The organism is Sorangium sp. So ce1014, from assembly GCF_051521505.1.
GTDB lineage: Bacteria > Myxococcota_A > Polyangia > Polyangiales > Polyangiaceae > Sorangium.
This window is the reverse complement of record NZ_CP150356.1, coordinates 2,289,215-2,309,985: the sequence shown is the minus strand read 5'-3', so window position 1 is coordinate 2,309,985 and position 20,771 is coordinate 2,289,215. Positions and strand designations below refer to the sequence as shown.

Below are 20,771 nucleotides of genomic sequence, written 5' to 3'. Positions count from 1 at the left end.
CTCGCGGATGAGCGTCGCGGCCATCGACATCGGGACCAACTCGGTCCTCCTGCTCATCGCCGAGCGCCGCGGGGGTGAGCTCGTCGCGCTCGTCGAGCGCGCGACAATCACCCGGCTCGGCCAGGGGGTCGACGCGGCGCGCGCGCTCGCGCCCGAGGCCGTGGAGCGGACGCTCGCTTGCCTCGCCCGGTACGGCGAGGAGCTGAGGTCGCTGGGGGTCGAGCGCGTGGACGCCGTCGGGACCAGCGCGATGCGCGACGCCGCCGGCGGGGAGGAGTTCATCGCCCGCGCCCGCGGGCTCATCGGCGTCGCGCCGCGCGTCATCTCCGGGCCGGAGGAGGCGGAGCTCACGTACGCCGGCGCGCTGACGGGGCTCGACCTGCCGGCCCAGGGTCCCAGGATCGTGTTCGACGTGGGCGGCGGCAGCACCGAGATCATCGTCGGCAGCGCCGGCGGGGCGGTGGAGGGGGCGGTGAGCCTCGACATCGGGAGCGTCCGGCTGACCGAGCGTCACATCCGGGCGGATCCGCCGGCCGGCGAGGAACTCGAGGCCGTCCGCGCGGACGCCCGGGCCGCCCTGGCGACGGTCCCCGCCGTGACCCTGCTCGCCGCGCCCACCCTGGTCGGCGTGGCGGGGACGGTGACGACCCTCGCTGCGCTCGTGCGCGACGTCGTCCCCTACGACGGCGCTCGCGTGCACGGCGCGCGGGTATCCGGGGCGGAGGTCGTGGCCATCACGTCCCGCCTCGCCTCGCTGCCGCTCGCCGAGCGCAGGCAGCTGCCCGCCCTGGATCCGGCGCGCGCCGACGTCATCGTGGCGGGCAGCGTGCTCATCGAGGAGATCCTCGCGTGGGCCTCGCGGCTCGCCGGAGCGCCCGTCGAGCTCATCGCCTCGGATCGCGGCGTCCGCTGGGGATTGGCCGAGCGGCTCTGCACCGCCTGAGTCCCTCTGGCTCGCTTGAAGTCCGGACGGATATGACGCCACGCGCCGTTGTGTCCGCCACATTTTCGACCCATCCCACCCAGGTCAGGTCCGCCGCCTCTCCCGGAGAGGCCCGCTCTGCCCTAAGCTAGGCGGCGTCAGCCAGCGTGCATCCACGCGGATGCCCCATCGGTACACACTGTGGCCCCGTCCGATCCCCAAAGAAAAACCAGAGCGATCACGCCACGATGGACCCGCCACGGGGATTTTCGTTGACGTATCTGGGCCGGCTCACTAGAGTGCGCGCGCCTGGCGCAAACCGGCCCTTTCTCAAGAGGGCCGTTCCCCCAACCTCAATCCCTTCCGCCCGGAACCGTCCGCTTCTACCGCCGCCGCTCAAGATTCCACTGTGCACGCCGGAGCACCGGCCCCTCGCGGGTCATGGCGGTGGTGCTCTCGCTTCAGTTTCTCGCACAGCGGTCTCGAGAGACGGCTCATGGCTCTTTTCTAGGAATGCGCGACGGTGTGTGTCGGTTCTGCGGGTCCAGGTTCAACCGCATGTTCAACGTACGCGTCCCGAAGAGGATTTCGGGAAGCAGACGAGAAAATAAAGAGACGGCGGGGTGGAAGGCAAAGGAGACGATATGCAGGCTCGTTCGGAGATCCAGTTCAAGGTGGGCGACAAAGCCGTCTACCCGGCCCAAGGCGTTGCCGAGGTGGTCAACATCGAGGAGAAGGACATCGCTGGGAATCGCCAGCGATTCTACGTTCTCCGCATCCTGGACACGGATCGAAAGATCATGGTTCCGGTCAGCAACGCGAGCGCGGTCGGCCTTCGCCAGGTCATTTCTGAACAGGAAATCCGGGAAATCTTCGACATCCTCCGCGAGCGCACCATCGCGTTCGACAACCAGACCTGGAACCGCCGCTACCGCGGTTTCATGGACAAGATCAAGACGGGCTCGATTTACGACGTCGCGGAGGTGCTCCGCGACCTCTACCGCCTGAAGACGGACAAGCAACTCTCGTTCGGTGAGCGCCGCATGCTCGACACCGCCCGGACGCTGATCGTCAAGGAGATCGCGATCGCCCGGGGCCAGACGGAAGAGCAGGTGAAGACCGAGATCGAGGCGATCTTTCTCGCCAACTGAGGCGTTACCTCATGGCTAGCGGCCCTGCGGCCGCTGCCGATGGAGGCCGGCACTGCCGGCCTCCGGGCTTTTGTGGGCCCGAGATCCCATCCAGAGGGCTCGGAACGTCGCGCCTCGGTCCGCACCGCCGGTGGCGGAGCGGGCGCGCTCAGAGATCGCTGCCTGGCCGCTTCTGGACGGGAGGGAGCGATGGCAGCGCAAGATCGACGCGCCACCCTGCGTCCTCGTAGACGCAAGGCACCTGGACGCGCTCGCCTGGGAGCAGGCCGGCGACGTCCACCAGGGCATGGGCGCCGGCGATCTGGGCGACGTACCGCTGCGGCTCGAAGCGCAGGACGAAGCGGGACGGCGTGATCATCGCCTCGGGCGCGATCGCCTTGCCGGTCGCCGCGCTGTAGCGCTGTGCGCGCGCGGCCAGGTTGTCCCGAGCGCGCCGGGACAGGAGCTCGAAGGCGGCCTTGGCGTCCGCCGGGTCGCCATGCAGCTGCCGCAGGCGCGCGACGAGCTCCCGGACGGCGCCGTCGGGCGTGCCGTTCGGAGGCCGCCTGGTGCATCCGGCAGAGGCGAGCGCCGCGACCGAGAGCGCGACGGCCACGCCGACCCGTCCGAAGCGCGCGGCAGCCCGGCCGAAGCGCGCGGCAGCCCGTCCGCCGTCGTGCCGCGCGCGCTGCCGGTGCATGTTCATGTCCCCGTCCCTTAGAACGACGCCCGGCCGCCGTCCACCGCGCGCGGGCGCCGGGATCCACCGCGCGCGGGCGTCACCTCCGGCGCGACCTCGTCGCGGATCACGCGCTCACCCCGGCGCGGCGCCCGCGAGCGCGCCCACCTGACGGAGCGCCTCGTAGAGGACGATGGCCACCGAGTTGGCCAGGTTGAGAGAGCGCACGGGGCCCAGCGTGGGGATGCCGAACACGTCGTCGGGCATGCGGGCGAGGAGGTCGGGGTCGAGGCCCACGCTCTCCTTGCCGAAGACGAGGGCGTCGCCCGGTCGGAAGTCCGCGTCGAGGTAGCTCCGTCGCGCCACCGCGCTGAACAGGCGCAGCCGCGCGTTCGGGTGCCGGTGGCGGAAGTGGGCGATGTCAAGGTGCTGCTCGAGCGTCACCAGATGCCAGTAATCGAGCCCCGCGCGGCGGACGCTCCGCTCGTCGATGCGGAACCCCAGCCTCCCGAGCAGGTGCAAGGGGCTCTGCGTCGCAGCCGCGAGCCGCGCGATGTTGCCTGTGTTCTGCGGGATCTCCGGCTCGACCAGCACGATCCGGAACGGCGGATCGAGCGGCGCCGCGCGGAGCCTGGGGCGACCATCATTGAGCACGTCCTCTCTTTCCGCGACGCGCCCGCGCGCCGCAACCCCCGAGCGGGGGATCGCGCCTGCGACCTGGCTCGCCACCACCGCCCGATCGGGTGCCGGCCCACGCGGCAGCGCGCAAAACGCGATCGGAACCGGCCGAGGTGCCTCTGTTCGCTTGACGGCTGTAGGAGCGGACACGTAGCCTCCCGCCTCGGAGACACGGAATGCGCGCATCGTGCTGGATCGCCTCGGCTATTACCCTCGCAGGGGTCGCGTCGTCCTCGCTGGCCGCCGCAGACTCCATGGACCCGGCGCTCGCGCGGCTCGTGCGCGACCCGGCTCAGGGCGCCGCCGCGGCCGTCCCCTGCCGCCTCGTGGGGCCGGACCATGGCGTCTACTACAACCCGGCGTCGCGCTATCAGCGCTGCCAGACCGACGACGCGGCGTTCGCGAAGCTCATCGCGCAGTACGGCTTCGCGGTGGCGCCGTCGGCGATGCACTCGGCGCGGACCACGGGCTACGGCGGCTTCGAGATCGGCGTCGAGGCCGACTACACAAAGATTGACAGCGACGCGGACTACTGGAAGCGCGGCACGCAGGGACCGCAGGATCCGTCGAGCGGGAACTTCTCGATCGAGAACCGGAGCCCCGACTCCTTCCTGCAGCACTACTCCCTCAAGGTGCGCAAGGGCTTTCCGTTCGGGCTCGAGCTGACCGGCGCGGTCGGATTCCTGGCCAACACAAGCATCGTGAGCGGGGGCGCCGACGTGCGCTGGGCGCTGTTCGAGGGGTTCCGCCGAGGGATCCCCGCGATCTTCCCGGAGTTCGCCGTCGGCGGCAGCGTCCGGACGGTCACCGGGACCGAGGAGTTCCAGCTGACGGTCGCCGGCTTCGACGCGCAGATCTCGAAGCCTCTGCCGATCGGCGGCACGGTCGTCGTCACCCCGTACGCGGGCTACCAGTGGATCCACATCTTCGGCGACTCGGGGCTGATCGATCTCACCCCGAACACCGACGCCGTGAACTACTGCAACTTCGGCGGGCTGAACTCGCCCGCGAACCCCGTGCAGGGACAGGACGGCGAAACGCTCCCCCACGACGGCCAGCCGGTTTGCAACGGCGGCTCCCAGGCCGACTTCAACAACACCGTCGTGTTCGACGCCGTGCGCATGACGCGCCACCGGCTCCATTTCGGCGCGCAGCTGCGGTTCCAGATGGTCAAGCTCGGCGCCCACTTCATCACCGACGTCATGAGCCCCGAGGACGCGAACCAGGGTTCGACCCACGAGATCAACGGCGAGAACAAGTTCGCCGGGCTCGCGTCGCAGTGGACCCTGGCGCTCGATCTCGGCGCCGTGTTCTGAGGCGCGCACCGCCGGGACGCCTGGCAGGCGCTTCCGGCGCGGCGCCGCTTCCCGGCGCAGGCCCGCCTCGACCGGCGCGGGCCGAGGGCCCGCGGGCGGAGCTCCACCGCCTCAGCGCTTCGAGCTCAGATCGGGCAGCGCATAGCCGAGCTCGGCGAGGAGCGCCCGGAACGCTCGGTCCTCGTTCCGCGCCACGGTCAGGTGTTCCATGAACTTCTTGAAGTTGCCCTGAGCGGCCGCGTCGGCCGCGCGCTCGCTGTTCTCGAGCACGAGCAGGAGATGCGGGTGCGCCCTGGAGACGGAGGCAGGGCACTCCATCTTGCTCGCCACCCGGGCGCGCGCGTCGGCGAGCGCGTGCACCACCATGATGAGCTCCTTGTCATGGGTGCGCGGCAACAGCATGTCGCCTTCCCTGCGCGCCTCGGCGAGGAGCAGGCTCGCCCTGTCCAGGTAGCTCCCGGCCCAGGCCGGCAGCGCGACGAAGAGCGAGCAGAGCGCGAAGGTGAAGGCAAGAAACAGGTGACGGATCATCGACTGGGTCCTCGGTCGTTCACGGATTGCTCGGAGGATACCCCGCCGGCAGGCGGAGCACCCCTGCCCTCGGGCGTGCCATGCAGCGCCTCGGCGGGCGCCCGTTCATCGGATGCGGTCGCAGGCTCCGGCGCGGCGCACGCCACGAGCGCGGCGCGCGCGGCCGCCTGCTCCGCGAGCTTCTTCGACCGGCCCCGGCCGGTGCCGATGACCCTGCCATCGACCTCCACGGCGACGAGGAACGCGCGGTCATGGTCCGGCCCCTCCGTGCCCATCAGCCGGTAGCGCGGCGACGCCGCGCCGCGCGCCTGCACGCGCTCCTGCAGCTCGCTCTTCGCGTCGCGCCCGAGCATGCTGCCGCTCGCGAGCTGGGCGAGCGGGCTCGCGACGATCTTCCGGCTCAGCGCGCGCGCGCTCTCGAAGCCGCGATCGAGGTACAGGGCCGCGACGAGCGCCTCGGCGGCGTCGGCGAGCACGTTCGTCTGGTCGCGCTCCCCGGCGACCTCAGCGCCGCGTCCGACCCGGAGCGCCGCGCCGAGCTCGATCCCTCGCGCCCACGCCGCGAGCGCGTCCGTGTTGACGAGCGCCGAGCGCATCATCGAGAGCTCCCCCTCCCGCGCGCCTGGAAATCGCTCCATCAAGAGCTCCGTCACGCAGAGCCCGAGCACGGCGTCCCCCAGGAACTCGAGGCGCTGGTTGTCCACGCGCCGGCCGCCTCGCTGCTCGTTCGAGAAGCTCGGGTGCGTCAGCGCCTCCTCGAGGTGCGGCAGATCCCCCTCCAGCCCCAGATCCAGACGTTGCAGCAGCTCGCTCGGGAGCATCCCCAGCACCTTGCCCACGCGCGGAGTCAGCCCGCGCTCAGACGGTCGGTCAGCTCGGCCAGCTCTAGGTCGAGCGCCGTCAGACCGCCAGCGTCATGCGTGGACCACGCGACCCGCACCTTGCCCCACGACAGCTCGATGTCGGGGTGATGGTCACGCCGCTCGGCCAGGAGGGCGACCCGCATCACGAAGCCCACGCTGGCCCCGTAATCCGGAAACGAGTAACTCCGCTCAATCCGCTCGCCCGCCTGCGCCCAGCCCGGGTGAGCAGCGACGAACCCGGCGATCTCATCGCCCGAGAGCCGATCACGCTTGCCCATGAGGCGCAACTATGAGCTAAGCCCCGCCCCGGTGGAACCCCGGAATGCGGACCCCAGCCCCGCGCGCGCCGCTCGACGCGCGCTCGGCCGCGGTGCGCTATACCTCCCGCCGCGATGACCGGGCTTTACGCCTGCCCCTTCTGCCGGGAGATGTTCGAGGCAAAAGAGGCCCCCACCTGCCCCGCCTGCGGCCTCCGGCTGGAGGCGCTCTCGAAGCTCCCCCCCTCCTACGACGCGCTCCACGACGAGCCCGACGAGCCGCTCCCGCCGCACATGGAGCCGCTCCCGTGGAGCTACGCCGGGCGCGGCAGGGGGGTCCTGCTCGCGCTCGCCGTCCTCGGCCTCGCGGCGTTCTTCTCGCCGTGGATCCACGAGACGGCCCCGGAGCTCCGCGACCTCAGCGGCTTCGGGCTCGCGCGCAGGCTCGGGTGGATGTGGGCCCCCGCGGTCGCGTTCTTCGTGATGATCCCGCTCGTGCTGACGCGGCGGTCGATCCACAAGATGCGCGGCGCCCGCGTGGCCGTCGCGTTCCTCGCCGCGGTCGCCCTCACCACCGTCGCGATGCGCCTGCTGTTCACGCCGGCCAGCACGCTGCTCCGTCCAGTCCGCTTCACGTGGGGCTACGGGCTCTACGCGACCGGGGCGATCGCGCTCCTCGCGCTGGTGACCGCAGCGCTCTTCGGAGGAAGGAGCGACGACCTCCCCACGGGAAGGCGGCGGCGGGGCGACGAGGTGCTGCACTGAGCTCGCAGAGCGCGCAGCGCATGTGAACCATGGCCGACCTCCGGCGTCGCGACCCTCTCCGCTCCGAGCGCGACCCCGATCCCGATCCGCGAGGATCACGGCGCGCGGCCAGGCAGGAAGAGCGTGCTCAGGGGCATCTCGGGTCGACAGGCCCGCTCGTGCGACGTAACCTTGGTGGGAGTAGCCTCTGTCCGCTCCTCGAAGGTGCGCAATGGCCAAGAGATCTGCCAGCGTACGCCGTGAGCTCGCGCGGGACGACGAGGTGTTCGACGTCCCCGCAGCGGTGCTCTGCGCGTGCTGCGGCCAGCCCGATTGCGCCGGGTGCTCCGCTGCAAGCGACGAGGGCTCGGGGGTCGTCGCGATCATCCCCTGGGAGCGCCCGATCGACGGGGTCTGGTCGCGGCTCTGGGCCACCTCGAAGGCGACCACGCTGGGGGCCGAGACGTTCTTCGCGGCGATCCCCGACGGCACGATCTCGGCGGCCATGCGGTTCGCCCTGCTGGCGGAGACGCTCGCGATCCTCTCGATGATCGTCGCGCTCCTGCCCATCGCCGCGCTGGCGCTGCCGGGCCTGACGCTGGAGCTCGCCCGGAACCCGGCCGCGCGCGCGAGCGCCCTCCAGTGGCTCGCGCTCGGCGTCCCGGGCCTCACCGTGTGGATGGTGCTCGCGCACGCCTTGCACGGAGCCGCGCTCGACCTCGGCGCGCGCCGCCAAGGCGCGCGGCCAGAGCGACGGCGCGCGCTCCGCTTCGGGCTCTACGCATGCGGCTGGGACCTCATGGCCGGCCCGCTCGGCGCGCTGGTCATGCTCGTCACCGGCGGCGTCAAGGGCGCCGAGCAGGCCCTGTCGGCCTCGCTCCGGGTGCCGGGCAAGGCCTCCACAGCGCTGCTCCTCGGCGTCTATGCGCTCCACCCCGGCGCCGCAGAGCGCGCTCGGCGCGCCGGAAGCCTCGCCGCGCTCGCGCTCACCATCGCCTCCGGCTTCGCCGCCATCGCGCTCGCCGTCGCCTTGAACTGACGCTCACCCGACGATCGACGGCGGTGATCCGGGGCGGCGGCTCCGCCCTCCATGCGAGGTAGCGGTCCTCAGCGCATGTCGTTGCGCGGCACGGGCGAAGGCGGGGGCGCGCCCGGGCGGCGGCTGCTCGCGAGGGTGCCCGGGCGCTTCAGCGGCTGCAGATCGCCCGTCGAGGTGACGTCGAGGAGGTCGACGAGCTCGGGCGCGTGACCCGAAACGTCCTGCGCCCGCAGGCGCTCGAGGAGCTGCTTCAGCTGCGCCTCTGCCTTGCCGTGCGCGAGGATCTGGCGGATTGACGGCGCTTCCTGCTCCAGCGAGCGGCTCACGGGCCTCCTGCTCTGCCGCCGCCATAGCACGGCGAAGCGATCGCCCTCCGGCACCGGCTCGGGCACGAGCTCCGCGTCCTTCACCCGGGCGATAGCCTCCAGGAGCTCCGGGGCGACCTTGAGCCCCGGCTCGGTCGTGGTGCCGTCCGACGTCACGAAGCCGAGGTCGCCGCCGCGCATGCTGGTCGCCTTGTCGAGCGACTTCTCGCGCGCGATGTCCTTGAATCGCTGGGGCGACGGGTCCTTCTTGAGCTCGGCCAGGATCGCCTCGGCCTCCTCGCGCGTCGCGACGAGGATGCGCCAGAGCGCCACCATCGCCGGGGAGCTGAACCTGTCGCGGTGGGCCTCGTAGTAGGCGCGGAGCTCCTCGTCCGTCACCGGGGAGCTCGAGGCCGCCTCCGCCTGGATCCGCTGCAGCAGCGCGGCGCGCAGGACGCCGCGGATGCGATCCTGCACGTCGGCGCGCTCGGTGAGCTTCTGCGCGGCGGCCCCCTGGACAAGGAGCAGCTCCCGCGCGAGGACCTGGCTCACGAAGTTCTTCCGGATCTCTTCCGGGGTACGCCCGAGGCTCTGGAGCTGAAACGGCGGGATCTGCGCGATCCTGCGCTCGACCTCCGGCGCCGTGATCACCCTGTCGCCGACGCGCGCCACCACCGCGTCGACCGCGGCGCCGGCCGCTGGCTGGGCCTGCGCGCGGAGCGACAGGCCGGTCGACGCCGCGCACACGGCCGCCACGGCGGCCGCGGCGAGGGAGAGCTTCACCGTTCTCGCGCGCATCGGAGCGGGTTATCCCCGCGCCGGCGGGCAGGGTCAAGCCGCGCCGCGGCGCGCTGTCTCGGCGGACACGCCGCGCTCGCCGCTCCGCAGCACCCCTGCCTTCCGCAGGGCGTGCGCGTCGAGCCCGACGAACCGGTACACGTCCGCGGAGAAGCCGTAGGCGCGGTGGAGGTGCCGCAGGCCCTCGACGAGCTCGGCGGTCACCTCGACCGGGGGCGGCGGCGGGTATGCCTTGCGGATCGAGGCGAGCGGCTCGCCCAGCTCGAGGAGCTCCTCGACCCGCGACAGCACGTCGATCGGCTTGAGCGCCCGCTTGCCGCGCCGCGCGACGCCCTCGGCCAGCTCCGCGAGCAGGCGCCGACGCCGGCGCTCGGTGCGGCCGTCCCCGGCGCGTCCGCCGCCGCCCAGGAGCAGCTCGTTGAACCGGCGCGCCGCCCGGCGCTTCTCGACCGCATCGGGGCTTCCCCGGCGGTTCTGCGCATCGCCATCCCGCTTGGCTGGACGGGGCGCTTTGGTGGACCCGGCCCTGACGGCCGGCGAGCTCTTCGTCTTCACGGTCCTCGGCAGGAGCACAGCGGCGCGCGAGGAGCCGGTAGTCCCCGGCACATCTTCGTGCTGCCCCCGCAGTATAAGCAGCTCATCCCTCCGCTTCGAAGAAAGCGGCGAGCGCACGGCCGCGCGCGCGCCGCCCGGAGCGGGAGCGTCAGCCTCCGCCCTCACACCACGCGATGGCCGTTCCAACGGCCGCGATCAACCAGGCCGGCCACGTCGCGCGCGCGAAGCCGGCGAGGTCCGACAGGACGCCGCGCCGCGCGCGCCGCGCGGCCTCGGCGTGGCCGATCCGGCGCAGCTGCTCGCGCTCGATCTGCGCATGCTCCTCGTCGTCGACCGGATCGCTGCCGGCCAGGTGGTGCAGGTGGTGGATCACCTCGTGATCGATCGTCTCGGTGATCTCGGCGTTGACGTCGAACCCGGGGTCCTCGCGGGCTTCCGATCGAAACGTCCGGTAGAAGATCCGGATCTCCGGAGGGCGGGCGATCCCGAGCTCGTCCGCGGGCGTCCCGGGCGTGTAGCAGCCGAGCAGCGGCTCGCCTCCGTCGTCGCAGGCCGGCACCCCCGCGTCGATGAAGAGATCGATGTTCCGCACGCCGCGGGCCTCGTAGATGCGCTCGGCCGCCGCGCGAACGCGCGCCTCGAAGGCGTCGAGATCCGGGAAGGCGCCCGCGCTCCCCGCCGCGGCGCCGGGCTCCGCGGCATCGTCCGCGCCTGCGTCGGGAGCGCGGAGCGGCGCGCGCGCGAGCTCGCGCTCGAGAGGCACATCGAGATCGTTGCGGGCGCCGCAGCCCTGGCAGCGGTGGACCGCGACGAGCCGCGCGGGGTAACGCGCCTCGTGGTAGAGGTCGACGATCGCCGCCCACGCCTCGTCCGGAGCCCTGACGAGCGCGTCGGCGATCACCGGGGCGCGGCGCTCGCGGCCGAGCGCCGCGATCCCCATGGCCACGACCAGCGACGGCGTGATGCGGAGCGCGCCCTCGCCGGACAGGCGCAGCAGCGGCATCGCCTCCTCGACGGTCCGCTCGGCGAACCGCACGCCGCGGCAGACGGCGCGACCCACGCGCAGCGCCGGGATCGGGTGCACCACGTCGAAACCGAACGGGCGATCGAGCTCAGGATCGTCAAGCTCCCCGTCGGTGAAGGGCCCGATCTCGAGCAGGCTCGACGGGGCGACCTCGAACGGGGCGCCGCAGTTCTCGCAGGTGTACGCGCCCGGCTCCTCGGGGACGACGCCGGCCGACGCGAGGAGCGCGCGCAGGACATGGGCGTCGGCGAGCGGGAGGTCGAGCGGATCCAGCGGCGCGCCGCGCGCGTCGGTCAGGACCGACGGGCCCGCGAGGACCTGCACGTCGCGCGCGCACCTGCCGACGGAGGAACGCTCGTCGCCGCCGCGTCCGCCGGGAGCGCCGAAGACGGTCTCGGCCTGGGCGCGCACGGCCGCGTCCGACAGGCGCGCCACAGTGCCGGAAGGGAGGTGAACCTGAGCGGGGAGCTGGTGTTGCGCGGACCTCGGCATCGCTCGGCGGCCTATAAAGAAACGCGAGCGCGCCTTCCAGCACGGCGCGGCCTCGTCCGGCCTGGTGCTCCGCCGCGGGCAGCTGTCGTCAGGGGTCCTCGGTCACCGGCGAGCCGCCGGGGGCGCCCTCGTCGGTCGGAGCGGGAGAGCCCCACGCTTCGCGCGCCCTGTCGGCGCCGGGACCCCTGTCGGCGCCGGTGGGCTCGCGCGCCGCGCGGCCGCCGTCGATTCCGGCGGCGCTGGCGAGCTCGGCTGCCACCGCGGCGGAGAGCGAGCCTCCGCTGAGCGGAGACGCTCCCGCGACGACGGACACGGGCGACGGCTCCGACGACAAGCGATCGCGGCGGCGATCTCGACCGAGCACCGGCGCACGCTCGCCGTCGCCGGCCGGATCCGGCGCGGCGGCCCCCACGCGATGCACGGTGGCGCGGAGCTGCATGCGCCCGAGCGACAGGCTCGCCGCGCTGGCGGGCGGCACGCTCGACGAGGGCTCCGCGCTCACCGGGATGCCCTTCCCGAAATCGAGATAACGGGTGATGGCCAGGGCGTAGATGAGCTTGCGCACGGTCGGCTCCGGCGCGATCCCGGACCGGACGAGCGCCGCGAGCGAGGGCGTGGCGCTGCTCTGGAGCACGTCGAGCACGGCGAGCTCGCTCTCGCCGAAACCGAAGCGACCCGGCTCGAGGGCGGGGTGCAGGCGGAGGGGCACCGACCCGATCCGCTCCAGGGTCCGCTCCAGCCGCGTCGAGCGCTCGCCGTGGTCGCGCACCCCTGCCCAGAGGAGCGCGAGCGGATCGACCTTCGCCGGATCGCCCCCCCAGTCGGCGAGCACGTCGAGGCCGTCGAAGTAGCGGTACTTCGTCTCCGGAGGCAGGTCGAAGAGGCGCACCATCCGCCGCACGAACTGGACCTGGGCGAGCGAGTCGATGGTCGGGACGTCGAGGCACCCCGACAGCAGCAGCACGTCGCCCAGGAGGCCCCTGGTCGCGAGCGCGTCCCTCAGGATCTCCGCGGAGATCACCCCCTCCTCGAGCAGGATCTCTCCGAGCCGGGCGTAGTCGTCGCTCGGACGGAGCTTGACCGGGGACCCCCGGACGATCCGCAGGGTGTGCTCGGCGCCCGTGGGTTCCAGGAGGATGAGCGCGCCGGTCAGCCGATGATCGACGGCATAGACGAAGAGGTGAGCGAACGGCGTCCGCTCCAGATCTCCTTCCGCCGTCACGGGACTGTCGGCAGACATTCCACGCCAAGGTACCATAGCGCACGCGCGCCGGAGCCCCTTTCTCCACGCCGGACGGCGGAGGCGCGGCGGGCGTCGGCCACGGCGGTTCCGCGCTACGGTGGCAAGCATGCCGCGCGGACATGTGCTGGTGCTCGACGACGAGCGGGCGATCCTGACGACACTCCAGAAGGCCCTGTCGCTCGAGGGCTACACGGTCGACGTCGCCGGCGGCGTCGGGGTGGCCGAGGAGAAGCTCGCGAAGCGGAGCTATGACATCGCGCTCTTCGACGTCTCGCTGCCCGACGGCGACGGCGTGGAGCTGCTCAAGCGGATACGCGCTGCAGGGTCGGAGCTGCCCGTCGTGATGATGAGCGGGCACGCGACCGTCGACGCCGCCGTCCGCGCGACGCGGCTCGGCGCGATCGATTTCCTGGAGAAGCCGCTGTCGACCGATCGGCTGCTGCTCGTGCTCGAGAACACCCTGCGCCTCATCCGCGCCGAGGCCGAGGCGAAGGCGCTCCGGACGCAGACCGGCCAGGTGGGCGAGCTCATCGGGGAGAGCCGGGCGATGCTCGATCTGCGCGAGCAGATCGCGCGCGCGGCGAAGGCGACCGCGACGGTGTTCGTGACGGGCGAGCGCGGCACCGGGAAGGAGCTCGTCGCGCGCGCGATCCACGGCGCGTCGAAGCGGGCGCGCGGGCCGCTGGAGAAGATGAACTGCGCCGCGGTCCCGAGCGAGCTCATCGAGAGCGAGATGTTCGGCCACGAGGCGGGGGCGTTCACGGGCGCGACGAAGCAGCGACGAGGGAAGTTCGAGCGCGCGAGCGGCGGAACGCTGTTCCTGGACGAGGTCGGGGACATGCCGCTCGCGATGCAGGCGAAGCTGCTCAGGGTGCTGCAGGAGCGCGAGATCGAGCGCGTGGGCGGGAACGAGACGCTCAAGGTCGACGTGCGCGTGGTGGCGGCGACGAACCGCGACATCGAGGCCGCGTGCCGCGAGGGGCAGTTCCGGCCGGACCTCCACGACCGGCTGAACGTGCTGCCGCTGTCGCTGCCGCCGCTCCGGGCGCGGCGCGAGGACGTGCCGCAGCTCGCGCGGCATTTCCTCGCGATCGCGACGCAGGCGAACGATCGGCCCGGGATGGCGTTCACGGAGGGCGGGATGAGGATGCTCGTCGCCTACAGCTTCCCGGGGAACGTGCGGGAGCTGCGCAACATCATCGAGCGGCTGGTGATCCTGACGCCCGATGAGACGATCGACGAGGGCGACGTGAAGGTCTGCCTCGGCGGGCAGCAGGCCGCGATGAAGGGCGGGATCTTCCGGCCGGGGGTGCCGTTCCGGGTGCTCGCGGAGGAGGCGGAGCGGACCATCCTGGAGGAGGCGCTCGTCCATCACGGAGGGCAGATGGCCGCGACGGCGCGGGGGCTCGGGCTCGAGCGGAGCCACCTCTACAAGAAGTGCAAGGCGCTCGGGTTGCGCGGGGACAAGGGAGAGGCCGAGGACGAGTAGGCGGGGCGGCTACACGGCAGACGAGACCGTTTCCGGTCCGCCGAGGGCTCCCAGCTGCCCCCCAGGTCTCAGCAGCGCGACGGCCGCGCTGTCGATCACCTCAATCCGGCATCGCCCGCGGCGCGGGCGGCGACGCGCCCCTCATCGCCTTCTGATACTCCAGCGCCTGCTTCGCGTAGTCGTCCCGCTTCATCTTCGCGTACGCCTTGGCGAGCTCCCCGTAGATCTCGGCCGCGTCGCCGGCCTTCGGCCCGGACAGGAGCGCGCTGTTCAGCTCGTAGACCGCCGAGACATGCCGCCCCGTGCGCGCCAGCGCCCGCGCATAGAGCCGGTGGATCTCCGGGTTCGCCACGTCGACGTAGATCGCGCTCTCGCCGACCTTGCGCGCCTCCTCCCACGCGCCGCGCTCCACGAGCAGCCGGAGGAGCCGACGCCAGACCCGGCGATCGTGCTGATCGAGGAGCGCGAGCCGGCGCAGCGCCGAGAGCTCGCCCGCCGCGTCCTTCTGCCGGCGCGCGAGATCGCAGAGGCCCTGGAGCGGCTCGGCCTGCGTGGGATCCAGGCGCGACGCCGCCTCGAGGTTCGCCTTCATCCTCGCCGCGTCCTTCCTCAGCTCGGCGAGATCGGCCAGCTTCATCCGCACGACGTAGCCGTCGTGGCCGTCGGCGATCATCTTGCTCAGCAGCCTCGCCGCCTCGTCGGGCTTCTTCTCGCCGAACGCCGCGCGCACCTTGAGGTAGCTCGCGTCGGGCTGCTTCGGGTCCACCCGGAGCGCCTCGGCGAGCACCGCCTCCGCCTCCTGTCGCTGCCCGTCCTTCTCCAGCGCCAGCGCGAGCTCGACGAGCCGCTTCGCGTCCTTCGGCGCGCGCGCCGCTGCCTTGCGCGCCTCGTCGAGCGGCGGCGCCTGCAGGTCGGGGACGTACTGCTTCTCGTAGCGCCCGAGGCGGGGCTCCAGCCACGCGCGGAAGCGCCGATCCAGCTCCTCGGCGCCGATGCCGAGCGACTCCTTCACGACGTCCGGCGTCCGCTTGCCCGCGGCCCACCGGGGCAGCATCGACACGACCTTCGGGAAGCCGAACTCCTCGACCATGAAGACCACGATCTGGCTCGCCGCGAAGTAGGCCATCGTCACGTCCTCGATGTCGTCGACGTGCGTGAAGGCCCGGTTGAACCCCTCGACCCCCGGGATCCTCCCGCCCTTCAGGGCGGCGAACAGCGCCGGATCCTCCTCGCGGTGCCACTCCGGCCGCCGCACGATCGTCTCGTACTCGCTGAGCCCCTCGGTGAACCAGCGCGGGACGTGGTTCTTCGAGAGCTGGATCGCGAAGACGTGCCCGAGCTCGTGCCACAGCACGTTCCCCCAGTTGAACTCCGCCGCCGCCGGGCTCAGCGCGGCGAGCGTCTGGCCGAAGCAGACGCCCTGGATGCCCACGTTGGGCAGGCCGCTCGTCCTGACGCTGAAGTTCTCCGTCGACGCGTAGAGCTCGATCGAGACCGGCACCTTCGGCGTGAAGCCGTAGCGCTTCACCATCGAGCCCCAGGCCTCCTCGAGCATCCGCGGCACGTACCGCTCCAGGATCGCCCGCTCTTGCTTGTGGTAGCGGACGCGGAACGTCTGTCCCTCCACGGTCACGTACTGGGTGGCGATGTCCTTCTCGAAGAGGTTCAGCGTGTTGAAGACCCGCACGTTGAAGCGGTCCTTGTCCCACGCCTTCTGGAGCGCCTGGAGGCCGCCCTTCTCGTCGCCGGCGCGGATCAGGTTCAGCCCGAGCGTGGCGTACGCCTTCGCGTCGTTCGGATCGACCTGCGCGGCCTCCCCCATCATCTTGACGATGTCGTCGTAGCGGTGCTCCCACTCCGCGAACTCGCCGACGATCTGGAAGAACCGCGAGAACTCCGGGTTCAGGCCGAGCACCTTCGCCTTGAGGGCCTCGAAGCCAGCCGCGTCGTCGGCGAGGAAGCGGCCCGCCGCCTTGATCGAGAGCAGCTCCAGGTCGCTCGGGTTCACCTTGAGCCCGCGGTCCGCGGCGGCGTCCGCGGCGCCGATGTCCATGTCGCGAAGCGCGAGCCCGGCGCGCACGAAATAGGCCTGCGCGAGGTTCGGGTTCACCGAGAGCGCCTGCGCGATCTCGCTGTCGGCGCCGCCGAAGTCCAGCGCGCTGTCGAGCTTGACCCGCGCCATCGCGACGCGGGCCACCGGGTCCTTCGGGGCGAGCTTGAGCGCCTCCTTCAGCACCTGCCCGGCGTGGCCAGGGTCGTACTTGTCGAGGAACAGCTCGGCCCGCCAGAGCAACGTCTCGACCCGCTGCTTGCCCCCGACCTTCTCGGCCGCGTTGAACGCGTCGTTCGCGTCGCGCGCGCTCCGGAGCAGGTGCGCCGCGCGCCCGACCAGCGACAGCCCCTCCGCGTCGTCCGCGGTGATCTTGTCGTCGTTGTAGTCGTCGATGATCGTCATCAGCGGCGCGCGCGCCTCGCCGCGCTTGCCCGATCGGATCAGGAGCTCGCCGAGCAGGAGCCGCGCGCGGCGGGCCTCGTCCTCCCGCTCGACCTCGCGCGCCGCCGCGATCGCCTCGGCCATCTTCCCGCGGCGCGCGAGCGCCTCGACCCGGAGCGGCGCGGCGGCGATCTTCGCCTCCTTGCCGAGCGCGGCGGCCGCCTTCGCCGTCTTCGCCGCGTCGTCGTAACGGCCGGTGAGCAGCTCGATCCGCGCCTTCGTGAGCAGCGCCCCGGCGCGCTCCGTCCCGCCCTGGAGAGCGAGGACGACCTTCTCGGCGCCCGCGTGGTCGCCTTGCGCGAGGAGCGCCTCCGCGCGCGCGAGCGAGGGAGGCGGCTCGGCGGACACAGGAGCCTGGGCCGCGCAGGCGGCGGCGACGAGGAGAGCGGCGAGAGAGCGGCGGATCGAGTGGCTTCGCATGGGACCCCGTGCACAACCGTGCGCCATCGTTCGCAGTCGTAGGAACCCGCACGTCACCGCGCGGGTCCACTCGGAGCTGGCTGCTGGAGAGGCGGCGCCCGGTCGAGCCGGGCAAGGCCATCCTAGCCGAGAGGAGGAGGGCCGAGCATGAGCGAGCGGCCGGAGGCGCGCCAGGGCTCGCTCCCGCGCGATCGTGGTATGCGGGGAACCATGGCAAGCAGGCTCGCAGGGCAGGTCGTTCTGATCACGGGCGCGTCGTCGGGCATCGGCGAGGCGCTCGCGCGGGAGGTCGTCCGGCGCGGCGGCCGGGTCGTCCTCGCGGCGCGGCGGACCGAGCGGCTCGAGGCGCTCGCGAGCGAGGTCCGGGCGTCCGGCGGCGAGGCGATCGCGGCCCAGTGCGACGTCACGCGCGACGGCGACGTGGAGCGCGCCGTCGAGCAGGCGCGCGTGGCGTTCGGGCGCCTCGACATCGCCATCGCGAACGCCGGGTTCGGCGTGACGGGCCGCGTCGAGGATCTCTCGCTCGACGACTTCCGGCGGCAGCTCGAGACGAACGTCTTCGGCGCGCTGCGCACCGTGAAGGCCGCGCTGCCGGAGCTCAAGCGATCGCGCGGCGGCGTCGCGCTCATCGGCAGCGCGAGCGGCTACGTCGCGTTCCCCACGATGGGCGCCTACACCATGAGCAAGTTCGCGGTGCGCGCCCTCGCCGAGACGCTGCGCGGCGAGCTCCACGCCGAGGGCGTGGCGGTCACGCACATCGCGCCGGGGTTCGTCGAGAGCGAGATCCGTCGTATCGACAACGCGGGCAAGCTCCGCGACGGCGCCCCGGAGCCGGTGCCGCGCTGGCTCGTCATGCCGACGGAGGCGGCGGCACGGCAGATCATGGACGCCATCGTCGCGCGCCGCGCCGAGGCGATCGTCACCGGCCACGCGAAGCTCGGGGTGTCCCTCGCGAGGCACGCCCCCGGGCTGCTCAACGCGGCCATCGCGAGGCTCCCGCGCAGGAGCAGAGGCGCAGGCCGCTGAGCCGGCGCAGGCCCGCCTACGGCGCGGCCGTCCCGAGCTCGCGCCGGACGAGCGCCTCCAGGGCGTCGATGAAGCGCGGCCGCGCGTTCACGGCCGGCGCCCGCTCCAGGCGAGCGAGGCCTGCGTCCCGCGCGACGACGTGCGCCTCCACGTCGAGATCGTAGAGGGTCTCGACGTGATCCGCGACGAAGCCGATCGGCGCGATGAGCGCCTCGCGCGCGCCGCGCGCGGCGAGCGCCTCGAACGTCGACCGGAGATCCGGGCCGAGCCAGGCGTCGCCGGTCATGCCCTGGCTCTGGAAGGCGACGAGCACCGGGTTGCCCCGGGAGGCGACGCGGCGCTCCACCTCGGCGGCCATCGCGCGGAACTGGCGCTCGTACGGATCGCCCGCGTCGAGGATCCGCTGCGGCAGGCTGTGGGCCGAGAGGATCACCGCCACCTTCGCCCGGCTCTCCTCGGGGAAGCGCGCGAGCGCCTCGTCGATCACCTCGACGAAGGCGTCGATCAGCGCCGGATCGAGCCCCCACGCGGGCACGCACCGGACCTCCATGCCGCCGAGCCTGGCGGCCGCGTCGCGGACCACGGCGTGGTAGACGTCGACGGACTGCGGCGCGAGCGGCAGCGAGATGACGCGCCGCACGCCGCTTCCGTGGAGCGATCCGAGCACCTCCTCGGGATACGGGTGCCAGAGACGCCCCGCGATCACCACCGGGAGACCGAGCCGCGCGGCGAGCGCGTCCGCCTGGGCCTGCGTGATGCGCAGCAGCGGCGAGCCGCCGATCGTCTCGAAGCGGCGCCGCACCTCCGCGGTAAGCTCCGGCGGGGCCGGCCGGCCGCGGCGGATGTTGGAGAGGAACGCGGGCAGATCGTCGAGCCGCTCGACGGTGCCGTGGCAGCTGAGGAGGACGGCGGTGGTCACGGCGGCACTCTACATCGCCTCCGAGCGAGCAACGCCAACGTCGTCGGCGCGCGGCGGCGACGTCGCCGGTCCCTGGCAGCGGCTCACTCCGCGTCCCAGACGACGACGACGCGATCGTGGCCGATGAGCCCGTTCTCCTTGCGGGCGAGGTGCTGCGCGAAGACCCGATCGCCCGCGGCGTAGACCCGCACCTCCATGAACGCCAGCCCGTCGTCGGTCTCGATGCCGTCCAGGATCTCCGTCGCGTCGAGCTGGCGCTCCCAGCCCGAAACAGGATCGCGGAAGAGCTCGTTCTTGAGCCGCTCCAGGATCGCCTGCCTCCCGGTAGTGACGTTGGGGTGGGCCGGGGGATGTCGGCTGCTCACCTCCTCGATCACCGCGCCCTCGGCGTAGAGCTTGGAGAGGGCCTCGATGTCCTGGCCCTTCAGCGCGCGGGTGATCTCCGCGAGCAGTCCATCGCTCCCCCGCTGGGCCCAAGGTCGCGTCCGCGCCGAACCTTCCATGCCTGCTTGCATGGGACGCGGCGGTGGGGGCGTCGAGCCCACGAGGGCCGTGCCCGCGACGGCGGCGTGGAGGGCCGAGCTCGTCGGGTTGCGGTCCTCCGTCCTGGCGAGATCGCGCGACGGGCGGCCAGTTGCAGCGTCCGGACGGACGTGGTGAATAGGAAGGATCATGACGCAGCGCCGCACGGTCGTGCTCGCAGATCTCCATCTCGTGCGCCAGACGCCGGGCGACGTGACCGCCGATCTCGCCCGGTTCGTGGCGGCCCATCCGGGAGCCCGCATCGTGATCGCGGGCGATCTGTTCGATCTCTCCTCCGAGTCGCCCTGGATGCCGCGGCCGCGCGCGCTGCGCGAGGCGCTCTTCGCGCACCCGACCGCGCGGGCGGCGCTCGCCGAGCACCTCGACCGGGGCGGCGAGCTCTGGCTCGCGGGCGGCAACCACGACGCCGAGGTCGGAGCGCCCGACTTTCCGCAGGCGCTGGCGGAGGCGCTCGAGGCGACCGGCGAGGCCCGGTCGCGGATCCGGACGACGCCCTGGTTCTTTCGCGAGGGGGCGATCCATATCGAGCACGGGCACCTGTACGATCCGGATAACGCCCCGGCTCACCCGCTCGTGGTCGGCGAGCGCAGCCTCGGCGTTCACTTCGTCGAGGAGTTCATCGCGCCGACCGGAGCGCACCGCTACCTGCAGGCGAACGACCAGACGCCGCTCAGCCTGTTCGTCTCGGCGTTCACCTGGTACGGCCCCCGCGCGCCCCACGTCATCTACCGCTACTTCCACGCGGCGATCGGCGCGATGTTGAAGAGCGGGCCGCTCTACCGCGCGCGAGGCGAAGCGACGGTGGGGGCCGCGGTCGTCGAGCGCTTCGCGCACGAGCTCGGGGTGCCGCGCGCGATGGCCGACGAGCTCCTCGGGCTCGCGGCGACGCCGACGCTCGAGAGCGCGGCGAGCACGTTCACGCGGCTGTACTTCGATCGCGTGATCGCGACGCTGTCGATGGGCGCCGGGCTCGCGGCGCTCGGGCTGCGCGCGCGGGAGACCGGCGCCGCGGCGCTCGGGCTGGGCGCGCTGCTGATGGGCGTGAGCTGGGCGAACGGACACAACCGCTACGCCGGCACGGTCGCGGAGCGGCTGGCCGAGAGCGCCGGCCACGTGGCGAGGACGACCGGCGCGAAGCTTGTCGTCTTCGGTCACACGCACCGCGAAGCGCTCGGCGACGGGTACGCGAACACCGGCAGCTTCTCGTTCCCGCGCACCGCGCCCGGCAGGCCGTACGTCGAGATCGAGGGGCCTCCGGACGCGCCGCGCGCGGTGAGCCGCTTCTGGAAAGCCGTGGCCTGAGG

At 72.5% G+C, this 20,771-nt stretch carries 20 protein-coding genes; 8 read left to right on the top strand and 12 right to left on the bottom strand.

Features of this window, described 5'->3' with window-relative positions; all coding sequences use genetic code 11:
* Nucleotides 1-7: 7 nt before the first annotated feature.
* Both WME75_RS08835 and WME75_RS08830 read left to right on the top strand, forming a co-directional pair.
* Complete coding sequence (locus WME75_RS08835; protein ID WP_437488478.1) at nt 8-943, top strand: Ppx/GppA phosphatase family protein; 936 nt, start codon at nt 8-10, stop codon at nt 941-943.
* A gap of 623 nt (nt 944-1,566) precedes the next feature.
* Nucleotides 1,567-2,073 carry a CarD family transcriptional regulator gene (locus WME75_RS08830; protein WP_012234339.1) on the top strand — a complete coding sequence of 169 codons (507 nt, stop codon included), beginning with the start codon at nt 1,567-1,569 and terminating at the stop codon, nt 2,071-2,073.
* 148 nt (nt 2,074-2,221) lie between these two features.
* Here the strand turns inward: WME75_RS08830 and WME75_RS08825 are convergent, their stop codons facing one another.
* A complete protein-coding gene (locus tag WME75_RS08825; protein WP_437488475.1) occupies nt 2,222-2,758 on the bottom strand; it encodes a hypothetical protein in 537 nt (178 codons plus the stop codon).
* Nucleotides 2,759-2,866: 108 nt separating this feature from the next.
* Complete coding sequence (locus WME75_RS08820; RefSeq protein WP_437488472.1) at nt 2,867-3,385, bottom strand: tRNA (cytidine(34)-2'-O)-methyltransferase; 519 nt, start codon at nt 3,383-3,385, stop codon at nt 2,867-2,869.
* A gap of 278 nt (nt 3,386-3,663) precedes the next feature.
* Here WME75_RS08820 and WME75_RS08815 point away from each other — a divergent pair, with 278 nt between their 5' ends.
* Complete coding sequence (locus WME75_RS08815) at nt 3,664-4,725, top strand: hypothetical protein (RefSeq protein ID WP_437488469.1); 1,062 nt, start codon at nt 3,664-3,666, stop codon at nt 4,723-4,725.
* 111 nt (nt 4,726-4,836) lie between these two features.
* Here WME75_RS08815 and WME75_RS08810 read toward each other — a convergent pair whose 3' ends face one another.
* From WME75_RS08810 to WME75_RS08800, 3 genes are read right to left on the bottom strand one after another with little or no spacing between them, the layout of a single operon-like run.
* Nucleotides 4,837-5,256 carry a hypothetical protein gene (locus WME75_RS08810; RefSeq protein ID WP_437488467.1) on the bottom strand — a complete coding sequence of 140 codons (420 nt, stop codon included), beginning with the start codon at nt 5,254-5,256 and terminating at the stop codon, nt 4,837-4,839.
* Nucleotides 5,253-6,077 carry a ribonuclease III gene (rnc, locus tag WME75_RS08805; protein ID WP_437488465.1) on the bottom strand — a complete coding sequence of 275 codons (825 nt, stop codon included), beginning with the start codon at nt 6,075-6,077 and terminating at the stop codon, nt 5,253-5,255. The genes WME75_RS08810 and rnc overlap by 4 nt, the downstream gene beginning before the upstream one ends.
* Before the next feature lie 26 nt (nt 6,078-6,103).
* A complete protein-coding gene (locus tag WME75_RS08800) occupies nt 6,104-6,397 on the bottom strand; it encodes a 4a-hydroxytetrahydrobiopterin dehydratase (RefSeq protein ID WP_437488463.1) in 294 nt (97 codons plus the stop codon).
* A gap of 114 nt (nt 6,398-6,511) precedes the next feature.
* Between WME75_RS08800 and WME75_RS08795 the strand changes: the two genes are divergently transcribed.
* Together WME75_RS08795 and WME75_RS08790 are read left to right on the top strand one after the other, a co-directional pair.
* Nucleotides 6,512-7,141 (top strand): hypothetical protein, encoded by a 630-nt coding sequence (locus WME75_RS08795; protein ID WP_437488460.1) that lies wholly within the window; start codon nt 6,512-6,514, stop codon nt 7,139-7,141.
* A 211-nt stretch (nt 7,142-7,352) separates the two neighbouring features.
* Nucleotides 7,353-8,159, top strand: a complete 807-nt coding sequence (locus WME75_RS08790; RefSeq protein WP_437488457.1) for a hypothetical protein — start codon at nt 7,353-7,355, stop codon at nt 8,157-8,159.
* Between the two features lie 68 nt (nt 8,160-8,227).
* Here the strand turns inward: WME75_RS08790 and WME75_RS08785 are convergent, their stop codons facing one another.
* The 4 genes from WME75_RS08785 to WME75_RS08770 form a co-directional block, all read right to left on the bottom strand.
* Entirely contained in the window at nt 8,228-9,262 is a 1,035-nt protein-coding gene (locus WME75_RS08785) for a peptidyl-prolyl cis-trans isomerase (protein ID WP_437488454.1), read from the bottom strand.
* Nucleotides 9,263-9,295: 33 nt separating this feature from the next.
* Nucleotides 9,296-9,817: a hypothetical protein gene (locus tag WME75_RS08780; RefSeq protein WP_437488451.1), complete on the bottom strand. Its 522-nt coding sequence runs from the start codon at nt 9,815-9,817 to the stop codon at nt 9,296-9,298.
* A 148-nt stretch (nt 9,818-9,965) separates the two neighbouring features.
* Nucleotides 9,966-11,276, bottom strand: a complete 1,311-nt coding sequence (locus tag WME75_RS08775; RefSeq protein WP_437488448.1) for a metallopeptidase family protein — start codon at nt 11,274-11,276, stop codon at nt 9,966-9,968.
* Between the two features lie 145 nt (nt 11,277-11,421).
* Entirely contained in the window at nt 11,422-12,555 is a 1,134-nt protein-coding gene (locus WME75_RS08770) for a hypothetical protein (RefSeq protein WP_437488446.1), read from the bottom strand.
* A 127-nt stretch (nt 12,556-12,682) separates the two neighbouring features.
* Between WME75_RS08770 and WME75_RS08765 the strand changes: the two genes are divergently transcribed.
* Nucleotides 12,683-14,065, top strand: a complete 1,383-nt coding sequence (locus tag WME75_RS08765) for a sigma-54-dependent transcriptional regulator (RefSeq protein ID WP_437488443.1) — start codon at nt 12,683-12,685, stop codon at nt 14,063-14,065.
* 100 nt (nt 14,066-14,165) lie between these two features.
* Here WME75_RS08765 and WME75_RS08760 read toward each other — a convergent pair whose 3' ends face one another.
* Nucleotides 14,166-16,979 carry a tetratricopeptide repeat protein gene (locus WME75_RS08760; RefSeq protein WP_437488440.1) on the bottom strand — a complete coding sequence of 938 codons (2,814 nt, stop codon included), beginning with the start codon at nt 16,977-16,979 and terminating at the stop codon, nt 14,166-14,168.
* Between the two features lie 210 nt (nt 16,980-17,189).
* Between WME75_RS08760 and WME75_RS08755 the strand changes: the two genes are divergently transcribed.
* Nucleotides 17,190-18,005 carry an SDR family oxidoreductase gene (locus WME75_RS08755; RefSeq protein ID WP_437488437.1) on the top strand — a complete coding sequence of 272 codons (816 nt, stop codon included), beginning with the start codon at nt 17,190-17,192 and terminating at the stop codon, nt 18,003-18,005.
* A gap of 16 nt (nt 18,006-18,021) precedes the next feature.
* Here WME75_RS08755 and hemH read toward each other — a convergent pair whose 3' ends face one another.
* Together hemH and WME75_RS08745 are read right to left on the bottom strand one after the other, a co-directional pair.
* A complete protein-coding gene (hemH, locus tag WME75_RS08750) occupies nt 18,022-18,924 on the bottom strand; it encodes a ferrochelatase (RefSeq protein ID WP_437488434.1) in 903 nt (300 codons plus the stop codon).
* An 83-nt stretch (nt 18,925-19,007) separates the two neighbouring features.
* Nucleotides 19,008-19,598, bottom strand: a complete 591-nt coding sequence (locus WME75_RS08745; protein ID WP_437488432.1) for a hypothetical protein — start codon at nt 19,596-19,598, stop codon at nt 19,008-19,010.
* Between WME75_RS08745 and WME75_RS08740 the strand changes: the two genes are divergently transcribed.
* Nucleotides 19,597-20,769: a hypothetical protein gene (locus WME75_RS08740; protein WP_437488429.1), complete on the top strand. Its 1,173-nt coding sequence runs from the start codon at nt 19,597-19,599 to the stop codon at nt 20,767-20,769. The two genes, WME75_RS08745 and WME75_RS08740, sit on opposite strands and share 2 nt — an antisense overlap.
* Nucleotides 20,770-20,771: the final 2 nt, after the last annotated feature.

What these genes read in the sequence shown, in the direction of transcription:
- WME75_RS08755 (WP_437488437.1), top strand. Translation starts at nt 17,190, where the DNA reads ATGGCAAGCAGGCTCGCAGGGCAGGTCGTTCTGATCACGGGCGCGTCG.
- WME75_RS08790 (WP_437488457.1), top strand. Translation starts at nt 7,353, where the DNA reads ATGGCCAAGAGATCTGCCAGCGTACGCCGTGAGCTCGCGCGGGACGAC.
- WME75_RS08830 (WP_012234339.1), top strand. Translation starts at nt 1,567, where the DNA reads ATGCAGGCTCGTTCGGAGATCCAGTTCAAGGTGGGCGACAAAGCCGTC.
- WME75_RS08765 (WP_437488443.1), top strand. Translation starts at nt 12,683, where the DNA reads ATGCCGCGCGGACATGTGCTGGTGCTCGACGACGAGCGGGCGATCCTG.
- WME75_RS08835 (WP_437488478.1), top strand. Translation starts at nt 8, where the DNA reads ATGAGCGTCGCGGCCATCGACATCGGGACCAACTCGGTCCTCCTGCTC.
- WME75_RS08740 (WP_437488429.1), top strand. Translation starts at nt 19,597, where the DNA reads ATGACGCAGCGCCGCACGGTCGTGCTCGCAGATCTCCATCTCGTGCGC.
- WME75_RS08785 (WP_437488454.1), bottom strand. Translation starts at nt 9,262, where the DNA reads ATGCGCGCGAGAACGGTGAAGCTCTCCCTCGCCGCGGCCGCCGTGGCG.
- WME75_RS08800 (WP_437488463.1), bottom strand. Translation starts at nt 6,397, where the DNA reads ATGGGCAAGCGTGATCGGCTCTCGGGCGATGAGATCGCCGGGTTCGTC.
- rnc (WP_437488465.1), bottom strand. Translation starts at nt 6,077, where the DNA reads ATGCTCCCGAGCGAGCTGCTGCAACGTCTGGATCTGGGGCTGGAGGGG.
- WME75_RS08760 (WP_437488440.1), bottom strand. Translation starts at nt 16,979, where the DNA reads ATGCGAAGCCACTCGATCCGCCGCTCTCTCGCCGCTCTCCTCGTCGCC.
- WME75_RS08745 (WP_437488432.1), bottom strand. Translation starts at nt 19,598, where the DNA reads ATGATCCTTCCTATTCACCACGTCCGTCCGGACGCTGCAACTGGCCGC.
- WME75_RS08795 (WP_437488460.1), top strand. Translation starts at nt 6,512, where the DNA reads ATGACCGGGCTTTACGCCTGCCCCTTCTGCCGGGAGATGTTCGAGGCA.
- WME75_RS08815 (WP_437488469.1), top strand. Translation starts at nt 3,664, where the DNA reads ATGGACCCGGCGCTCGCGCGGCTCGTGCGCGACCCGGCTCAGGGCGCC.
- WME75_RS08825 (WP_437488475.1), bottom strand. Translation starts at nt 2,758, where the DNA reads ATGAACATGCACCGGCAGCGCGCGCGGCACGACGGCGGACGGGCTGCC.
- WME75_RS08810 (WP_437488467.1), bottom strand. Translation starts at nt 5,256, where the DNA reads ATGATCCGTCACCTGTTTCTTGCCTTCACCTTCGCGCTCTGCTCGCTC.